We start from the raw sequence: 16252 nt of genomic DNA, 5'->3' as shown, positions 1-16252 counted from the left end.
CGTTGCCGCCTCATGGATTGTGTATGCACCGGCTGGAAAGACCCGAAACGCGTGAGCCCGGCGCCGTCCTGCGGTCCGAGGTGGAGCGGATGCTGGCGAGCGCGCGCTCGCCGCGTCGCTTCGCGCCCGCGATGGAGCGCCGCTACCGGGATTCCAACAGCCGATCGCGCCTGCGGGGTTTTCACCAGTCGATCGCCACCCTGGCGGGCGCTAATGTCATGGCGCTGCTGGTCGATGTGCTGGTGACGCCGCCCACCCTCCTGGCCTGGTCGCTGGGCTCGCGCCTGGGCCTGATCGTGCTGCTGGCGGGCGCGATCGGCCTCCTGGCCGTGGTCCGGAGCCGCACCGGCATCCTGGCCATCGGCTTCTGCGCATGCCTGGGCAACATCCTGCTGGCGGCGCTGCCGGCAACCTGGCTGCTTCAGCCCTATGCCGACCGCTACCTGATCACGGTCATCCTGATCCTGTTGATCACCGTGGCCCTGGTCCCCTGGCGCCGGCTGGAGGCCTGGACCATGGCCGGCCTGGGGTCGCTGGTCCTGGGTGCTGTCGCCGCCAATGCCCCGACGGCGGGCATCCAGGCGCAGAACCTGGATATCGGCCTCCTGGCCGCCCTCATGGCCCTGGTCGGGATCACGATCCACGACCACCTGGAGGGCTGGCGCCGGCGCAGCTTCCTGCTGCGAACGCTGTCGACGCTGACGGTGGAGGAACTGGAGGTCGCGAACGAGCGCCTGCACCGCCTGTCCAGCACCGATGCCCTGACCGGGCTGCCCAATCGCCGCGTATTCGACGACAGCCTCGCCAATGCCTGGGACAAGGCCTGTGCCGAGCATGCCTGGATCGGCCTGGCCATGGTCGATGTCGACCATTTCAAGTCCTACAACGACACGGCCGGCCACAGTTTCGGCGACGACTGCCTGCGCGTGGTGGCCCAGGCCCTGGCGGGTGCCGCGCGCCTGGCCCGGAACGATGTCGTCGCCCGCTATGGCGGCGAGGAATTCGGCGTGATCCTGCACGATGCCGGGCCGCTGGATGCCACCACCGCCGCCGAGCGCCTGCGCCAGGCAGTGATCGACATGGCCCTGCCCCATCCTGGCCGCCCGGGCACGATCGTGACCGTCAGCGTCGGCGTGGCCGCACTGGACGCCGCCGCCACGGCGGACGGGACCGGCCCGTTGCAACTGGTGGCCGCCGCCGACAAGGCGCTCTACCGGGCCAAGGGGCGCGGCCGCAATTGCGTCGTCTTCCAGGGCGGGCCGGACGCGCCGCCCCTGTTCACGGGCCGTGGCAGCCTGGCCACCTTCGGCATCGTCGACTGACCTGGCACAGCGCCACGCTTTGAAACGTGGCGGATGCATTCCGGCATCCGGCTGCAAAACTCCGGGGCGAACCTCCCTCCACTGGCCCGGCGGCGTCCGCCGGGACAAGCCGTTGAGGAGAGTGGCGATGTCCTTCGATCTGTCGTGGCGCGAAGCCGACCTGCCCGCCCTGGACCGCCGGCCCTGGGGTGCCAGCCTGGCCCGGCTGGCGTCCCGTGGCCTGGACCCCGTGCTTGGCTATCGCCGGCGCTGGCGCCTGGGGGAAGCGTTGAGCCGCGCCACCCGCGGCGATCCCGGCTTCGCGCCGATCGTGGTGGCGGGATGCGGCCGCAGCGGGACGACGCTGGTGGCGCGGCTGCTGGGCAGCCACCCGCTGGTCTTCTGCGGTGTGGAGAGCTCGGTCTTCCTGGAACGCGTGTCCAGCCCGGCCGTCATCGCCTCGCGCTTCGGGCTGGACGCCGGCCACATCGCCGCGCTGCGCCTGGCCGGCACGCAGCCCGCCTTCATCCGGCGCTTCGCGGAGGCCTGCCTGGCGCATTCGGGCAAGCGCATCTGGGCCGAGAAGACGCCGGAGAACGTGCTGGTCCTGCCCCGCATCCGCTCCTGGTTCCCGGAGGCACGCATCCTGCTCGTGGTGCGCGACGGCCGCGATGTCGCCTGTTCCCTGCGCCAGCAGCCCTGGATGAAGCTGGGCGCACGAGCGGGCGATCCGGTCGCCGACCTGCGCACCTGCCTGCTCTACTGGCAGGCACGGGCGGAAGCCGGCCTTGCCTGGCGTGACGATGCCCACACCGCCGTGCTGCGGTACGAGGATCTGGTGGCCGACCCCGAGGCGGCGCTGAGCCGCGTCCTGCCCCGCCTGGGCCTCGCCTTCTCGCCCCTCATGCTGGACGGGCATGCGATCGACCACGGCGCCGTGGGCCGCTGGCGCCAGGACCTTCCCGAACGCCACCTGGCCGGCACTTTGGCGCGCCTTGCACCGACATTGAACGCGTGCGGCTATGCCGCGTGAGCGCGCCGTGCTGAACTTGGTCCCAGCCAGTTCGGAGCGGGGGTCGGGCCTTGAAGACGCATGCGCGGGCGGTGGTCATCGGTGGGGGCGCGGTCGGCTGCTCCATCCTCTATCACCTGACGGAGGCCGGCTGGACGGACGTCGTCCTGATCGAGCGGGACGAACTGACCGCAGGATCCACCTGGCATGCGGCGGGCCTGCTGCCGCTGTTCAACATGTCCTATGCGACCGGGCAGATGCACCGGTACTCGATCGACCTGTACCAGCGGCTGGCCGCCGAGTGGGAGCGGGACGTCGGCTTCAAGCGGGTGGGCAACCTGCGCATGGCCCGCACGCGCGAGCGGATGGACGAGTTCCAGACCTATGGCACCACGGCGGACGCCATCGGCATCCCGCATGAATGGCTGACGCCCGCGCAGATCAAGGAGCGCTGGCCCCTGGTCAATGTCGAGGGGCTGGTCGGCGCGCTGTTCCACCCGACCGACGGCTATATCAACCCGGCCGACATCACCATGCTGCTGGCCGATGCGGCGCGGAAGGCCGGTGCCGTCATCTATCGCCAGACCCAGGTCGACGCCATCACCCGCACGGCGTCCGGCGAGTGGACGGTCACGACCGACAAGGGCGCAATCACGACCGGCACGGTCATCACCGCGACCGGCAACCACGCCCGGCGGACCGCCGCGATGCTGGGCCTGTCGATCCCGGCCATTCCCGTCGAGCACCAGTACATCGTCACCGCCGAGATTCCGGCGATTGCCGAATGGCGCAAGGCGGGCAATCCCGAACACCCCGTGCTGCGCGATGCGGACGCCCGCTGGTACATGCGCGAGGAACGCGGCGGCCTGATCCTGGGCCCGTACGAGAAGGGGGCACCCGCCTGGGGCACCTATGGCGTGCCGGAGAATTTCCGGGCCGACCTGCTGCCGCCCGACCTCGACCGCCTGGAATGGCATATCGAGGAAGCGTTTCACCGCATGCCGTGCTTTGCCGATGGCGGCATCCGCACGACCTATAACGGTCCGATCAGCTACACGCCCGATGGCAACCCCCTGCTGGGCCGGGCGCCCGGGCTTGAGGGGATCTGGCTGGCCGAGGGCTTCTCGTTCGGCATCACGGCCGCGGGTGGTGCGGGGAAATACCTGGTCCAGATGATCATGCAAGGGGAGGCAGAGCTCGACACCCTGGCCCTCGACCCCCGGCGCTTCGGCCCCTATGCCACCCGTCCTTACGCCAAGGTCAAGAACGAGGAGGCGTACGAGCATGTCTTCGTCCTCCACTACCCGGACGAGGAACGGCCCGCCGCCCGGCCGCTGCGCACCGCCCCCAGCTATGACCGGCTGAAGGCCCGCGGCGCCGTGTTCGGCCAGCGCTTCGGCTGGGAACGGCCGAACTTCTATGGACCCACCCCGGCCGAGGACCCGGCGTTCAAGGAGCAATGGTCGTTCCGCCGCGGCAACTGGTGGCCTTATGTGAAGGCCGAGGCTGAGGCGATCCGCAGCAATGTCGGCCTGATCGAAGCCTCGACCTTTGCCAAGTACCGGGCCAGCGGGCCGGGCGTGAACGCCTGGATGGACCGCCTCGTCGCCAACAAGCTGCCGGTCAAGGAAGGCCGCATCCAGCTGACCCATGCCCTCACCGAGCGGGGCGGCACGCGATCCGAGTTCACGATCATGCGCGACGGGCCGGACGCGCTCTACATCGTCGGGGCCGGTGCGGCAGAAACCTATGACTGGGACTACCTGACGAGGGCATTGCCCGCCGACCGGTCGGTCCATCTGGAGAAGATCACCAACCAGATCGGCGTCTTTGCCCTGGTCGGGCCCAACGCGCGCAAGGTGCTGGCACCCCTGGTCGACCGGCTGAGCCTGGCCAATGCCGACTTCCCCTGGCTGACCGCGCAGAAGGCGACATTGGGCCTGGCGCCTGCCCTGCTGATGCGCGTCAACTACGTGGGCGAACTGGGCTGGGAGATCCACCACCCGATCGAATACCACAACCACATCTTCGACGTGCTGGAGGAGGAGGGCCGCGCCCACGGCCTGAAACTGGCCGGCATCCGGGCGATGAACTGGCTGCGCCTGGAAAAGAGCTATCGCGGCTGGGGCACGGAACTGTCGAAGGAGGTGACGGCCTGGGAATCCGGCCTGGACCGCTTCGTGCGCCTGGACAAGCGCGACTTCATCGGCCGCGACGCCCTGGTCGCTAAGCAGGACAAACGCCACTGGGCCCTCGTCACCCTGCTGATCGACGGCCCGCCGGACGCCGATCCCTGGGGCGTCGAATCCGTCTGGGCCGACGGCTCGGTCGTCGGCCGCTGCACCGGCGGCGGATTTTCCGTCCATTTCGGCAAGCAGATCGCCATGGCCTTCATCCGGCCGGAGATGGCGGCCGAAGGCACGGCGCTGCACGTCAAGATGCTGGGCGACCTCTACCCCGCGACGGTGGTCCGCGACAGCCCCTACGACCCCGACAACGCAAGGGCGCGGAGTAACGATTGAGGCCTGCGACGGTCGGGGGTTCCCACCAGCACCGGGCGCGGCGTAGGGTTCGCCACGGCCGGCGGCAGCGCCGGGAGCGGATCAACGACAAGGGCGGGGACGCAGCATGATCGCCGAGCAGATGGTCGAGTACGGACAGGCCCTCAAGCGGCTGGAGCATCCGACGCCGGTGCCGCAGGGGACGGAGGTCCTGATCCGCATCCACCGCTGCGGCGTCTGCCACAGCGACATCCACATCCATGACGGCCATTTCGACATGGGCGGTGGGCGCCAGGCCGACATTCGTGCGGCGCGCAAGCTGCCCTTCACCCTGGGCCACGAGATCGTGGGCGTGGTCGAGGCGCTGGGGCCGGAGGCGACGGGCGTTGCGGTGGGTGACGCGCGCATCGCCTATCCCTGGATCGGCTGCGGCGCCTGCCCGACCTGTGACCGCGGGCTGGAGCACCTGTGCCCCAAGCCGCGCAACCTGGGCGTCAATGTCGACGGCGGCTTCGCCGATCATGTCGTCATTCCGCATTCGCGCTACCTGGTGGCGCATGACGGCATCCCGCTGGACCTGGCGGGGCCGCTGGCCTGTTCCGGCATCACCGCCTATAGCGCCCTGAAGAAGCTGGGGGAACTGGGTCCCAACGATCCCATCCTGATCGTCGGCGCCGGGGGCGTCGGCATGATGGGCATCCAGATCTTTCGCGCGCTGTTCGGGCGTGGGCCCCTGGTCGCCGACATCGACCCCGCCAAGCGCGAGGCCGCCCTGGCCGCCGGTGCCGCCGCCGTCTATGACCCACGCGAGGACAAGATCGCCAACCGCATCATGAAGGAGACGAACGGCGGGGTGGCCGGCGTCGTCGATTTCGTCGGTGCCGAGGCGACGACGACGCTGGGCGTGCGGTCCCTGCGCCGCGGGGGCAAGCTGGTGATCGTCGGCCTGTTCGGCGGCGCCTTCACCCTGCCCTTGCCGATGTTCCCGTGGAACGGCCTGAGCGTCGAAGGCTCCATGGTGGGCTCGCTCCAGGAACTGCGCGACCTGGTCGCGATGGTCCAGGCCGGCAAGGTGAAGCCGATCCCGGTCGACGTGCGGCCCCTGTCCCAGGCCAGCCAGGCGCTGGAGGACCTGAAGGCCGGTCGCGTGGTCGGCCGCGTCGTCCTCTCGGCCTGACCCCCGGCCTTGCTGCTGGATCGCACGGTCGGCGGGGACATCCTGCTGACCTTTGCGACGCCGGTCCTGGTGCGTCGCGTGCCGGGGACCGAGACGCTGAATGCCGCCCTGCGCAAGGTGATCCTGGCGCGGGAGGCGGCCCGGCCCGACCTTTCGGCGCGGGGCCGGGCGCGCCGCTCGAACCTGGGCGGCTGGCGTTCGGACGCCGACCTGTGGACCTGGCCGGAGCCGGAAGTGGCCCCCCTGCGCAGCCTGATCGGGCAGGCGACGGGCCACGTCCTGGGCCTGGCGAACGGCATGCAGCCGGCCCGCCTGCGCCTGGACGGGACGTTCTCCGCCTGGGTCAACGTGAACCGCGACGGCAGCTACAACGCCCCCCATTCGCATGCCGGGGCGGCGTGGTCGGGCGTCTACTACGTGTCGACCGGAGCGCCTGAGGGCGATTGGCCGCTGAACGGCGCGATCTCGTTCCAGGACCCGCGGGGTGCTGCGACCGGCGCGCTCTCCACCGGCTTCGACTTTGGAGAGCCGCAGACGATCCAGCCCGAAGCCGGCATGGTCCTGGTCTTCCCGTCCTGGCTGACCCATTGGGTCCACCCGTTCCACGGGACGGGCGAGCGCATCTCGGTCGCCTTCAACCTCGCCCTGCGCAGCCTGGAGTTTCTGCCGGCCTGAGGCCCAAGCCGGCAGATCCCGCGTCAGTCCATCGTCAGGACGGCCTTGCCCACGACCTTGCGCTCGCTCAGCAGGGCCAGGCCGGCAATTGCCTCAGCCAGCGGCAGGCGGTGGGAGATGTGGGGACGCAGCTTGCCTTCGGCCGCCAGCGCCAGCCAGGCGTCGCGGCCCAGCTTGCCCTTGACCGGGTCGCGCCGGCCGAACTCGCCCGCGCGCACGCCGACGACGGAAAAGCCCTTGATAAGCGCCATGTTGGTCGGCAGCTGCGCGATCCGCCCGCCGGCAAAGCCGATGATGAGGATTCGCCCGCCCCAGGCGATGCAGCGCACGGACTCGTCGAACACGTCGCCACCCACGGGGTCATAGATCACGTCCGCACCGCGCCCGCCGGTCAGTTCCTTCACCTGCTCGCGGAAGCCGTCGCGGGTCAGGTTGATGACGTGGTCCGCCCCCTTGGCCTTCACTACGGCCAGCTTCTCGTCGGATGCGCCGGTCGCGATCACGGTCGCCCCCAGCAGCTTGCCCAGCTCCACCGCCGCCAGGCCGACGCCGCCGGACGAGCCATGGACCAGCAGGACCTCCCCCGGCTGCAGGGTGTCGCGCTGGCACAGGGCGACATAGGCGGTCGAATAGGCCGCGGGCAGGGCTGCTGCCTCGACCAGGTCCAGGACCTGGGGCACGGCCATCAGGCTGGCGGCCGGCACCACCACCCGCTCGGCAAAGGCCCCGTGGCGCATGCCGACGATCACCTTCTGCCCCACCGCCACTTCGGTGACGCCCGGACCCAGTGCCTCGACCGTGCCGGCGCCTTCCATGCCCAGGACGAAGGGCAGTTCGGGCTTCAGCTGGTACTTGCCCTGCGTCATCAGGTAGTCGGGGAAGTTCAGCGACGCGGCGGCCAGCTTCACCTGCACCTGGCCGGGCCCCGGCTCGGCCAGGGGCCAGTCCTCCAGCCGGATCGCCCCCGGCCCGTCCAGCGTCCGCACCACGATCGCGCGCGTGGTTCTTGTCATGCGTCTTCCTTCCCTTCGGTTCGCGCCGGAGCTTATCCGGGCTCAGCCGCGGACGCGACCTCCTCCAGGAAGTCCAATACCGTGCCGCGAGCCGTGCCGGGCAGGTCTACGAAGGTGGGACGGAGCCAAAGCTCGCCCATCGCGGCGCTTGCCAGGTCCCGGTCCAGCCTCAAAACTGACTCGCGCGCCCGTGCACAATGTTCACGGACAGGTTCGAGCGACCGAACTAAATCCTCGCGATCAACCATGCGGAGGACGGCCGCCAAGTCGAAGATATCGCGGGGCTGCATGAAGCGTCCACGAAACCGGATCTTTTTAGCGATGATCTCGGCCGGCGTTTCCATCGCGATGGTGCGGCCAAGCAATGTCACCGGTCGCGTCGGCACTGAGGTTAGTTCAGGGCCGCAGATGAAATCGATCTCACCTTGCGGAAAAGCAATCTTCAGCGAGCTTGTACCGTTCAGAACGTAGTCGGCTGGCACTGCATCCAGGTCAAAGCGACCATCATATGGAACGAGATAACTCAGCACCTGCGGATCGTCGACAAACAGGTCTATATCGTGGCTGTCCCGATGATCGATTTGCAGCATCAGAGCCGTGCCACCGCCGAGCGTCCACCGATCCACGACCGTTACGTCTTCATTGGCTTGGTCAATGATCGAAATTCCGATCTTCAGTAGATCGGACCAATGCGACGGGCGACGCGCGTTGGTCTTCACGTAGCCAGGGGCAGCGGATGGCCGGACAAGCCCGCAAAGTGGCGTGCAACGCCCCGGACCTTCGTTGGATCCAGCTTCATTGCCTCGATGAACGCCAATTGCCGCGTGAGCGGGACTTCGCTGAAAAACGAGAATGTGGGGCCGAGTGCGGCCGACGAAGCCGCAACGCTTGAGATGCAGCCAGCCAGCACCTCGGCGGAGACGGCCGTGCGATAGGGTGCGTTCACAGTCGTCAGGACCAAGGCAGTCGCACTGGTCGTCATTGGCTTGTCCGGGTGCTGCACTACTATCATATGGCGCGCAGGCTGGATCATGGCAACGGCAAGCGTCAGACGTTTCCCTGAGCCAGCCAGGCGTCGCGCAGGCGGCGCTTGAAGATCTTGCCCGAATCCTCGCGCGGCAGGTCGCCCTGGAAGACGATGGTCTTCGGCACCTTGTAGGAGGCCAGATGCGCCTTGAGGTGGGCCTTCACCTCCGCCTCGTCCAGGCCGGCGCCGGGGGTTGCGTCGATCACGGCGACCATCGCCTCCCCGAACTCCTCGTCCGGCACGCCGAAGACGGCGCAGTCGCGCACCCCCTCCAGCCGGTACAGCGTGGCCTCGATCTCGGCCGGGTAGATGTTGACCCCGCCCGAGATCACCATGTCGCGGATGCGGTCGGACAGGTAGATGAAGCCGTCCCCGTCGATCCAGCCGGCGTCCCCTTGCGTGATCAGGCCGCCGCGGTCGATCCGCGCGCGTTCCTCCGGCAGGTTCTGGTAAGTGAAGTCCGCCATGGAATCGAGGTTCAGGAACAGCTCGCCCACCGTGCCGCGCGGCACCTCGCGTCCCTCGGGGTCCATCGCCTTGACCGTCGCACCCGGGATCGGCTTGCCGACCGTGCCCGGATGGGCCAGCCATTCCTCGGACGAGCAGGCGACCAGGGCACCGCTTTCCGTGCCGCCGTAATATTCCCAGATGACCGGCCCCCACCAGTCGATCATGGCCCGCTTCACATGCGGCGCGCAGGGGGCAGCGCCGTGGATCGCCCGCTTCAGCGACGACAGGTCGTAGCGCTTCTTCACGGCATCGGGCAGGCGCAGCAGGCGCACGAACATCGTGGGCACGATATGCAGGTGGGTGATGCGGTAGCGCTCGATCAGCGCCAGCAGTTCCTCCGCCTCGAAGCGCGGCTGCAGCACCATCAGGCCGCCGACGCGCATCGTGAACATGGCATAGAGGTTGGGGGCCGAATGGTACATCGGCCCGGTCATCACCGTGCGCATGCCCGGTTCGAAGCCGAAGACGAACTTGCGCACCTCAAGCTGCCGCTTGACGAGGTCGGGCGTCGGGGGGAAGCGGCGCACCCCCTTGGGCCGCCCCGTCGTGCCGGAGGTATAGATCAGCGCGGCCGGCGCCTCGTGCGGCACGCCCGCCCACGGCTCGTGGCACGACACCCAATCGTCCCAATCGAGGGCGCCCGTGGGCATGAACGGCCGCTCGTCGGGCACGCCATAGGCGGCGGCAATCTCGGGCGGTGTCTCGACGATCAGGACGGCCACGCCCTGCGGGATCGCGTCCCGGATGCGCGGGTGCAGGTCGGCATGGACCAGCACCGCCTTGGCCCCGCTGTCGGCCAGGATGTAGGCCGTCTCCTCCGCCCCGAAATGCCAGTTGATCGGCACGGCATAGACGCCAAGCCGGCCGGCCGCGATCGAGGCCTCGACAAAGGCGAAGTCGTTGCGGAGATAGAGGCCGATGGCGTCGCCCGCCTGAAGCCCCAGGCCGGCCAGGGCCGCGGTCGCGCGGGCGATCCGCTCGTCGAACTCCGGCCCCGCCAGGAACCGGTCCCCGGAAATCAGCGTCGCCATCGTCCCCCGCCCGCATCCGCCCTCAATCGCGCCGATCCTCAGACCATGATCGGCCGGGATCGCGCAAGGGTGAATGACCTAATGTCCGCCGTCCCCCGTCCAGGGGTCGATGACGCGCAGACCAGCGGCAACAAACGGACCACGGTCGCGCGACGCCACGGCCAGGCGATGCGCGGCGGCGGTCGCCGCGATGTAACCGTCGGCGCTGCCAATCGCCTGGCCCGATGCTCTCGCCAGCGCCTTGAGCGCCGCATAGTGCTGCGCCGCAACTGCGTCGAACGGCAGGATCCGGCCGTCGAACATCGGCAGCATCTCCTGCTCCAGGCGCTCCAGCAACCGGCTGCGGCGGCGACCGGCCGGCAAGGACGCGATGCCGAAGCGCAATTCCGCCAAGCTCACGGCAGACAGATGCAGCGTCTCGACAACCTGGGCGTCGAGCCACGCCGTCACCCGCTCATCGGGGGCAGGGCGCAGCGGCTCTGACACCACGTTCGTGTCGACCAGGATCATCCCGGCAGATCAACCCAGGTCGATCGGCTCGGCCGGCGTCCTGTCCCGTGCCGCCAGGGCTTCGGCTTCCGCATCGGTGAGGCATGCCTCGCGGCCGATTTCCGCCAGGAGCGAGCCTAGGCGGACCCGCTCCTGGGGTCGGGTCACCTGTTCCAGGATGGCCCGCACTTCGGCCTCTGCACTGCGCCCATGCTGGGCCGCACGCACGCGCAGGGCGCGATGCACCTCGTCCGGGATGTTCCTGATCGTGATGGAGCGCATGGCCTGACGCCTGATCTTCGCTGGCAATGATAGCATCCGATATAGGTGCAATCATTGCCAGCGTCGAGCGCCCGGTGATTGCGTCAATCCACCTGCTCGCGGGCTATCTTGGGTTCGCCGAAGAGGTGGCCCTGGCCGAAGTCGACATTGTAGTCGAGGAGGTCGATCACCGTGCGCTCCTCCTCGATCTTCTCGACCACCAGGTCGATGCCGTGGCGGGCCAGCAGTTCCTTGACCGCGTTGGGATGGGGCGAGCGCGAGCGCGGCTGAAGCAGGACGTCGGCCCCGATCTTCACGAACCGCACGCCCGTCGCCGCCAGCAGCGGCCCGTCGAAGTCGAGCCGGGTCACGTGGTCGAGCGAGAGGGTGAAGCCGAGCTCGGTCAGCAGCATCAGGTTGGCCTCGACCTCCGCCGACTGGTTCATGACCGCGGCCTGCGGCAGTTCGAAGACCAGGCCGTCGGCCAGTTCGCGCTGCTGGCGCATGAACTCGATGAACTGGGGAAAGAATTCCTGGTCCTGCAGCGTGGTGGGCGAGAGGTTGACGACGAAGCCGGTCGTGCGGCTGCGCCGGCGCAGGCGCCGCATGACCTGGAGGCAGCGGAACAGCAGCAGGTTGTCGAGCGCCGGCAGCATGCCGGCATTGAGCGCCACCTGAAGATAGCGTTGCGGCCCGATCACGGCGCCCGAGGCATCGCGGATGCGCGAGAAGCACTCGTAATAACGGACCTTGCGCTGCGGCAGGCTGACGATCGGCTGGACATAGAGATCGACGCGATTGGCCTCCAGCGCCTCGCGCACGGTCTCGATCAGCAGGGCATCGCCGGGCGGCAGGCCGGCCGCCGCATCGGCGCGCACCGCGCGCACGGGATCATCGCGCACCGCGCGGAGCAGCGGGCGCGGCGCGACCTCCGGCTCCGGCTCCATGGCCTCCGGCATCGGACGGGGTGGCGGTGGGGCGGGCCTGTCCGCCCGCACCGGCATCAGCGTCAGGTTGTCCCCGTCCAGCGCCTGGCCGCGGCCGGCCGCCAGTTTGGCCAGCAGGCCCTGCAGGACCTGCATCTCTGCCACCAGCTTGGCCTGGCCCGGGGCGCTGTCCTGGACGCTGAGGCTTTCCAGCGCCTCGACCCGCTCGCGCAGGCCCGATGCCTCCTTCAGCGCCTCGCGGTTGAGGCGGCGCAGATCGGCCACCTGGGCCCGGAAATCGCCCAGTTCGGCCCGCCGGCTGAGCGCCAGGTGGATCAGGGCGCAGCCCAGGAAGGCCAGCACGCCGCAGACCCAGCCGGGCACGCCGCTGATCCACGGCGGCACGACCACCGCGATGGCCCCCGCCACGATGGCGTAGGAGGCCACCGCCGCCAGCGCGATCAAGAGCGGCACGGCACCCGTCCCGCGGGCGGACAGCGCATTCCCCCAGCCATGACCTGATTCCCGTGCCCCCGATGGGCCTTAAGCCCCGGCGCAACACGCCTGGGGACCCCCGGACGCAGCCTAGCCATCCCGTCCCGCGCCGTCGAGCGGTCCGCGCACGGGGCTGCGGGGGCGGGCGCCCTTCCCGTGGGCACCGACTTGGGCTTGAATGCGCAGCAATCGGCCGACCGGCCGGAACAGGAGAGGCAGCAAACCATGACGATCAAGGTCGGCGACCAGGTGCCCGAAGCGACGCTGATGCAGATGACGGACAAGGGCCCCGCCCCCGTTCCGACCGCGGACCTGTTCAAGGGCAAGAAGGTCGTGATCTTTGGCCTGCCGGGCGCCTTCACGCCGACCTGCTCGGCCAAGCACGTGCCCGGCTTCGTCAACAATCACGAGGCGCTGGCGGCCAAGGGGATCGACGCCATCGCCTGCGTGTCGGTCAACGATGCCTTCGTCATGGGCGCCTGGGGCAAGGACCAGGGCGCCGGCGAGAAGGTGATGATGCTGGGCGACGGCAATGCCACCTTCACCAAGGCGCTGGGCCTGGAGATGGATGCGTCCGGCTTCGGCATGGGCACGCGGTCCAAGCGCTACTCGATGCTGGTCGAGGACGGCAAGGTGACCCAGCTCAACATTGAGCCGAACCCCGGTGCCGCCGACGTCAGCGGCGCTGAAGCGCTCCTGAAGTCCCTGGGCTGAGGGACCGGACCCTTCCCCCATCCGCGGATGGGGGAAGGGTTCGCGCCGCGATCAGGCCGCGGCCTTGCGCAGGGCGTAGCGGATCGGCAGGCGCTTGAGGCCGGAGACGAAGCTGGCCTCGACCCAGGCGGGCTCACCCGCCAGTTCGATATGGTCCAGCCTGCCCAGCAGTTCCTCGTACAGGTAGCGCATCTCAAGCTTGGCCAGCAGGTGGCCCAGGCAATGATGCGCGCCAAAGCCAAAGGCCAGGTGCGGGTTGGGGTCGCGGTCGACCTTGAAGGTGTACGGATCCTCGAACACCGTCTCGTCCCGGTTGGCGGACGGATAGTGCAGCATCAGGCTATCGCCGGCGGCGATCTTCGTGCCCGACAGGACATAGTCCTCGGTCGCGGTGCGCATGAAGTGCTTGACCGGCGTCGTCCAGCGGATGGCCTCGTCGACCGCCGTCTTCATCAGGTCGGGACGCGCACGCAGCTTGCGCATCTCGTCCGGGTTCTGGATCAGCGCGTGGATGCCGCCCGCGGTCGAGGACGAGGTGGTGTCGTGCCCGGCCGCGGCGACAATCACGTAGTAGCCCAGCGCCTCGATATTGCCGATCGGCTCGCCGTCGATCTTGGCGTTCGCGATCAGGGTCGCCAGGTCGTCCTTGGGGTTCTTGCGCCGGTCCTCGGTCATTGCGTTGAAGTAGGCGTAGAACTCCATGACCGTCTTGATCAGGTCGTCGGTCGTGCCCTTCTCGCGCTTGGTCTCCGGGTCGGTGGGGCCGAACAGCTCCTGCGTCAGCTTGAGCATCAGGCCCTCGTCCTCGCGGGGCACGCCCAGGATCTCCATGATGACGCGCAAGGGGTACCAGACGGCGATGTCCTTCACGAAGTCGCACGAATCCCCAAGCTCCAGCATGCGGTCGACATGCTCGCGCGCCATCTGGGCAAGCTTGGGCTCGATCCGGCGCTTCAGGTTCGCGGGCATGAACCAGCCTTGGGTCATCGCGCGGAACTTGGCGTGGTCGGGATTGTCCATCTGGACCAGCGAGCGGACCAGGTGGTTGCTGCCGCCGGTGAACGCCTTCACCTGCTCCTCGGCCTCGATCGTGGCAAGGGTCGGGCGCGGGTCGTTGATGAACTTGTCGTTCTGACGCTCGATCTCAAGAATGTCGGCGTGGCGGGTGACGGACCAGAACGGACGGAAACCTTCCGGCGTCATCCGGTGCACCGGCGAATTCTTGCGCAGCCAGGCGAAGTTCGACTGGATCGCCTCCTCGTCCGCGTAGACCTGCGGGGACACCACGTCGATCGTTCCGTCGGAAAGCTTCCGGGCGATCACAGGCTCGATCGTCATCTTGTTTCCTCACCCAAGCGAAGGGTTCTGACAATTTGTCGGAAAACTACGTATCACGATCACGCACCGCTTTGAAGCAAGGCCTGCGGTGCAGAAGTGTCACAGGCCAGGGGCGCCTTGCCCGTGCGGCGCTTAAGCCCGTCGTAACCCCCGCCGTGCCTTGATAGGGATCATGTCCTCGAGTCCCGCTCCGGAGTCGATCCAAGACGCGACGAACCAGTCTGCGGCGGGTCAGGGAGAAGGTCGAATGGTTGAGGTTCTAGCCTTTCCAGGCCCCGCCAGGCGGGCCGTGCGCCGCTTCGTCGAGCATGTGGCGGCAACGCCCGACTGCGATACGCCCTGCGATTCCGCGATGCTGCTGGACAGCCTGGGGATCGAGGCGGAGGCAATCCTGACCGACCTCGGCACGGATTTCGACGAGGGCGATACCGCGATGCGGATCACCCGCGACCTGGCCGCGATCGAGCGGCCCTCCCTCAATGTCTATGCGGCCGAGGATATGCTGACCCTGATCCAGGTTCGCGCCCGCACGCTGCTGGCCCGCCGCCACCTGAAGCCGGTGTCGCGGATCGCCTGGGTCCGCGACGGCTCCACCTGACGGCGCGCGCCGGCCCCCGGGCCGCTTGACGGCGCCATCGACGCGCCGCCACATGGCGGCCATGACACGCCCGCTGACCGACGCCGCGCCCAGGACCGACGATGCGCAGCGCTTCGACAGCCTGGAGGCTGGACGGGCCATCGCCGCGATCTGCGTCATGCTGTTCCATATCGCCGGGACCATGCCGCTGCCGCAGCATTTCGGGGTCAAGCCCACGACGCTGTTCGATGCCGGCGGCCTGGGCGTCGAATACTTCTTCGTCCTGAGCGGCTTCGTCATGATGGCGTCGCACGGGGCCGATATCGGCCGGCCGGGGGCCGCGGCACCCTATTTGTGGCGTCGTTTCCGCCGCATCTACCTGCCCATGTGGCCCGTCGTCCTGGGCATGGTGCTGGTCTATGTCGTGATGCCCCACACGGGCAGGGGGATCGAGACGCAGCCCGGCACGATCCTGTCCGCGATGCTGTTGCTGCCGATCGCGGGACAGGAGGTGATCAACATCGCCTGGACCTTGCGGCACGAGGTCATCTTCTACCTGCTGTTCGGCCTGCTGCTGTACCGTCCGCTGTGGGGGGCTGCCGGCCTTGCCCTGCTGGGCCTGATATCGGCCATCGCCTTTGCAACCGCGCCATCGGGCATGCGGGGCCTGGTCTACTTCAATGCGATCAACCTGCTGTTCCTGTTCGGCCTGGGCGCGGCCCTGCTGCATCGCCGGATCAGCGGCCACCTGGGGGTGGGGCTGCTGGCGGCAGGCCTGGCCCTCATCGCCTACGTCTGGGTGGCCGCCCTGCGGGACGACGCACGCGAGGACGCCCTGATCACGATCGGCATGGGCCTGGGCGCTGTCCTGACCATCCTTGGGGCGGTCGCGTGCGAGCGCGCCGGCCTGCTCCGCGTGCCGCGGTGGCTGGCATTCCTGGGGCAGGCTTCCTACGCCATCTACCTGGTGCACATGCCCGCCATCTCGCTGCTGGCCAAGGTCATGGTGGCGCTGGCCCCCATGACGGCATGGTCACCCTGGCCCGTCTTTGCCGTGCTGGCCGCATGGGGCCTGGCGGCCGGCATCGCCTTTCATCTGTGGGTGGAACGGCCGTTGCTGCGCCTTGTCCCGGCAAGCCTGCCGCGTCCGGCCCTGGCGGCCGCTGATCCAAAGTGACCTTTGACAGATGCTGCACCGCAGCATC

16 protein-coding genes are annotated in these 16252 nt (G+C 68.7%); 8 read left to right on the top strand and 8 right to left on the bottom strand.

The window, feature by feature from the left end; all coding sequences use genetic code 11:
• Positions 1 to 23: 23 nt before the first annotated feature.
• From ACI6GS_RS05180 to ACI6GS_RS05160, 5 genes are all read left to right on the top strand, one after another.
• On the top strand, positions 24 to 1322 hold the full coding sequence (locus ACI6GS_RS05180; RefSeq protein WP_439816717.1) for a GGDEF domain-containing protein: 1299 nt from the start codon (positions 24 to 26) through the stop codon (positions 1320 to 1322).
• Between the two features lie 127 nt (positions 1323 to 1449).
• Entirely contained in the window at positions 1450 to 2334 is an 885-nt protein-coding gene (locus ACI6GS_RS05175) for a sulfotransferase family protein (protein WP_439816716.1), read from the top strand.
• Positions 2335 to 2384: 50 nt separating this feature from the next.
• Positions 2385 to 4835 (top strand): GcvT family protein, encoded by a 2451-nt coding sequence (locus tag ACI6GS_RS05170; RefSeq protein ID WP_439816715.1) that lies wholly within the window; start codon positions 2385 to 2387, stop codon positions 4833 to 4835.
• 106 nt (positions 4836 to 4941) lie between these two features.
• Positions 4942 to 5991 carry an alcohol dehydrogenase gene (locus ACI6GS_RS05165; RefSeq protein WP_439816714.1) on the top strand — a complete coding sequence of 350 codons (1050 nt, stop codon included), beginning with the start codon at positions 4942 to 4944 and terminating at the stop codon, positions 5989 to 5991.
• A gap of 9 nt (positions 5992 to 6000) precedes the next feature.
• Entirely contained in the window at positions 6001 to 6666 is a 666-nt protein-coding gene (locus ACI6GS_RS05160) for a 2OG-Fe(II) oxygenase family protein (protein WP_439816713.1), read from the top strand.
• 23 nt (positions 6667 to 6689) lie between these two features.
• On the opposite strand, the gene ACI6GS_RS05155 is transcribed toward ACI6GS_RS05160, so the two are convergent.
• From ACI6GS_RS05155 to ACI6GS_RS05125, 7 genes are all read right to left on the bottom strand, one after another.
• Positions 6690 to 7679, bottom strand: coding sequence for an NADPH:quinone oxidoreductase family protein (locus tag ACI6GS_RS05155; protein ID WP_439816712.1), 990 nt, complete (start codon positions 7677 to 7679; stop codon positions 6690 to 6692).
• A 32-nt stretch (positions 7680 to 7711) separates the two neighbouring features.
• Entirely contained in the window at positions 7712 to 8398 is a 687-nt protein-coding gene (locus ACI6GS_RS05150; RefSeq protein ID WP_439816711.1) for a nucleotidyl transferase AbiEii/AbiGii toxin family protein, read from the bottom strand.
• Complete coding sequence (locus ACI6GS_RS05145) at positions 8395 to 8661, bottom strand: hypothetical protein (protein WP_439816710.1); 267 nt, start codon at positions 8659 to 8661, stop codon at positions 8395 to 8397. The genes ACI6GS_RS05150 and ACI6GS_RS05145 overlap by 4 nt, the downstream gene beginning before the upstream one ends.
• Positions 8662 to 8726: 65 nt before the next feature.
• The gene (locus ACI6GS_RS05140) at positions 8727 to 10247 is read right to left on the bottom strand and encodes an acyl-CoA synthetase (RefSeq protein ID WP_439816709.1); all 1521 of its coding nucleotides are present in this window, start codon (positions 10245 to 10247) and stop codon (positions 8727 to 8729) included.
• A 78-nt stretch (positions 10248 to 10325) separates the two neighbouring features.
• Positions 10326 to 10757: a type II toxin-antitoxin system VapC family toxin gene (locus tag ACI6GS_RS05135; RefSeq protein ID WP_439816708.1), complete on the bottom strand. Its 432-nt coding sequence runs from the start codon at positions 10755 to 10757 to the stop codon at positions 10326 to 10328.
• A gap of 9 nt (positions 10758 to 10766) precedes the next feature.
• A complete protein-coding gene (locus ACI6GS_RS05130) occupies positions 10767 to 11018 on the bottom strand; it encodes a FitA-like ribbon-helix-helix domain-containing protein (RefSeq protein ID WP_439816707.1) in 252 nt (83 codons plus the stop codon).
• 83 nt (positions 11019 to 11101) lie between these two features.
• Complete coding sequence (locus tag ACI6GS_RS05125; protein WP_439816706.1) at positions 11102 to 12397, bottom strand: EAL domain-containing protein; 1296 nt, start codon at positions 12395 to 12397, stop codon at positions 11102 to 11104.
• A 246-nt stretch (positions 12398 to 12643) separates the two neighbouring features.
• Between ACI6GS_RS05125 and ACI6GS_RS05120 the strand changes: the two genes are divergently transcribed.
• Entirely contained in the window at positions 12644 to 13132 is a 489-nt protein-coding gene (locus ACI6GS_RS05120) for a peroxiredoxin (RefSeq protein ID WP_439816705.1), read from the top strand.
• A 51-nt stretch (positions 13133 to 13183) separates the two neighbouring features.
• Here the strand turns inward: ACI6GS_RS05120 and ACI6GS_RS05115 are convergent, their stop codons facing one another.
• Entirely contained in the window at positions 13184 to 14470 is a 1287-nt protein-coding gene (locus ACI6GS_RS05115; RefSeq protein ID WP_439816704.1) for a cytochrome P450, read from the bottom strand.
• A gap of 247 nt (positions 14471 to 14717) precedes the next feature.
• Between ACI6GS_RS05115 and ACI6GS_RS05110 the strand changes: the two genes are divergently transcribed.
• A complete protein-coding gene (locus tag ACI6GS_RS05110; RefSeq protein ID WP_439816703.1) occupies positions 14718 to 15068 on the top strand; it encodes a hypothetical protein in 351 nt (116 codons plus the stop codon).
• A 52-nt stretch (positions 15069 to 15120) separates the two neighbouring features.
• The gene (locus ACI6GS_RS05105; protein WP_439816702.1) at positions 15121 to 16224 is read left to right on the top strand and encodes an acyltransferase family protein; all 1104 of its coding nucleotides are present in this window, start codon (positions 15121 to 15123) and stop codon (positions 16222 to 16224) included.
• Positions 16225 to 16252 lie beyond the last annotated feature (28 nt).

Source organism: Zavarzinia sp. CC-PAN008 (assembly GCF_051903925.1).
Taxonomy (GTDB): domain Bacteria; phylum Pseudomonadota; class Alphaproteobacteria; order Zavarziniales; family Zavarziniaceae.
This window is presented reverse-complemented; position numbering and strand designations above follow the sequence as displayed.

Bases quoted from the DNA above. Each gene is read 5' to 3' on its own strand.
- ACI6GS_RS05180 (WP_439816717.1), top strand. From the start codon at position 24: ATGCACCGGCTGGAAAGACCCGAAACGCGTGAGCCCGGCGCCGTCCTG.
- ACI6GS_RS05175 (WP_439816716.1), top strand. From the start codon at position 1,450: ATGTCCTTCGATCTGTCGTGGCGCGAAGCCGACCTGCCCGCCCTGGAC.
- ACI6GS_RS05165 (WP_439816714.1), top strand. From the start codon at position 4,942: ATGATCGCCGAGCAGATGGTCGAGTACGGACAGGCCCTCAAGCGGCTG.
- ACI6GS_RS05155 (WP_439816712.1), bottom strand. From the start codon at position 7,679: ATGACAAGAACCACGCGCGCGATCGTGGTGCGGACGCTGGACGGGCCG.
- ACI6GS_RS05145 (WP_439816710.1), bottom strand. From the start codon at position 8,661: ATGACGACCAGTGCGACTGCCTTGGTCCTGACGACTGTGAACGCACCC.
- ACI6GS_RS05140 (WP_439816709.1), bottom strand. From the start codon at position 10,247: ATGGCGACGCTGATTTCCGGGGACCGGTTCCTGGCGGGGCCGGAGTTC.
- ACI6GS_RS05135 (WP_439816708.1), bottom strand. From the start codon at position 10,757: ATGATCCTGGTCGACACGAACGTGGTGTCAGAGCCGCTGCGCCCTGCC.
- ACI6GS_RS05130 (WP_439816707.1), bottom strand. From the start codon at position 11,018: ATGCGCTCCATCACGATCAGGAACATCCCGGACGAGGTGCATCGCGCC.
- ACI6GS_RS05120 (WP_439816705.1), top strand. From the start codon at position 12,644: ATGACGATCAAGGTCGGCGACCAGGTGCCCGAAGCGACGCTGATGCAG.
- ACI6GS_RS05115 (WP_439816704.1), bottom strand. From the start codon at position 14,470: ATGACGATCGAGCCTGTGATCGCCCGGAAGCTTTCCGACGGAACGATC.
- ACI6GS_RS05110 (WP_439816703.1), top strand. From the start codon at position 14,718: ATGGTTGAGGTTCTAGCCTTTCCAGGCCCCGCCAGGCGGGCCGTGCGC.
- ACI6GS_RS05105 (WP_439816702.1), top strand. From the start codon at position 15,121: ATGGCGGCCATGACACGCCCGCTGACCGACGCCGCGCCCAGGACCGAC.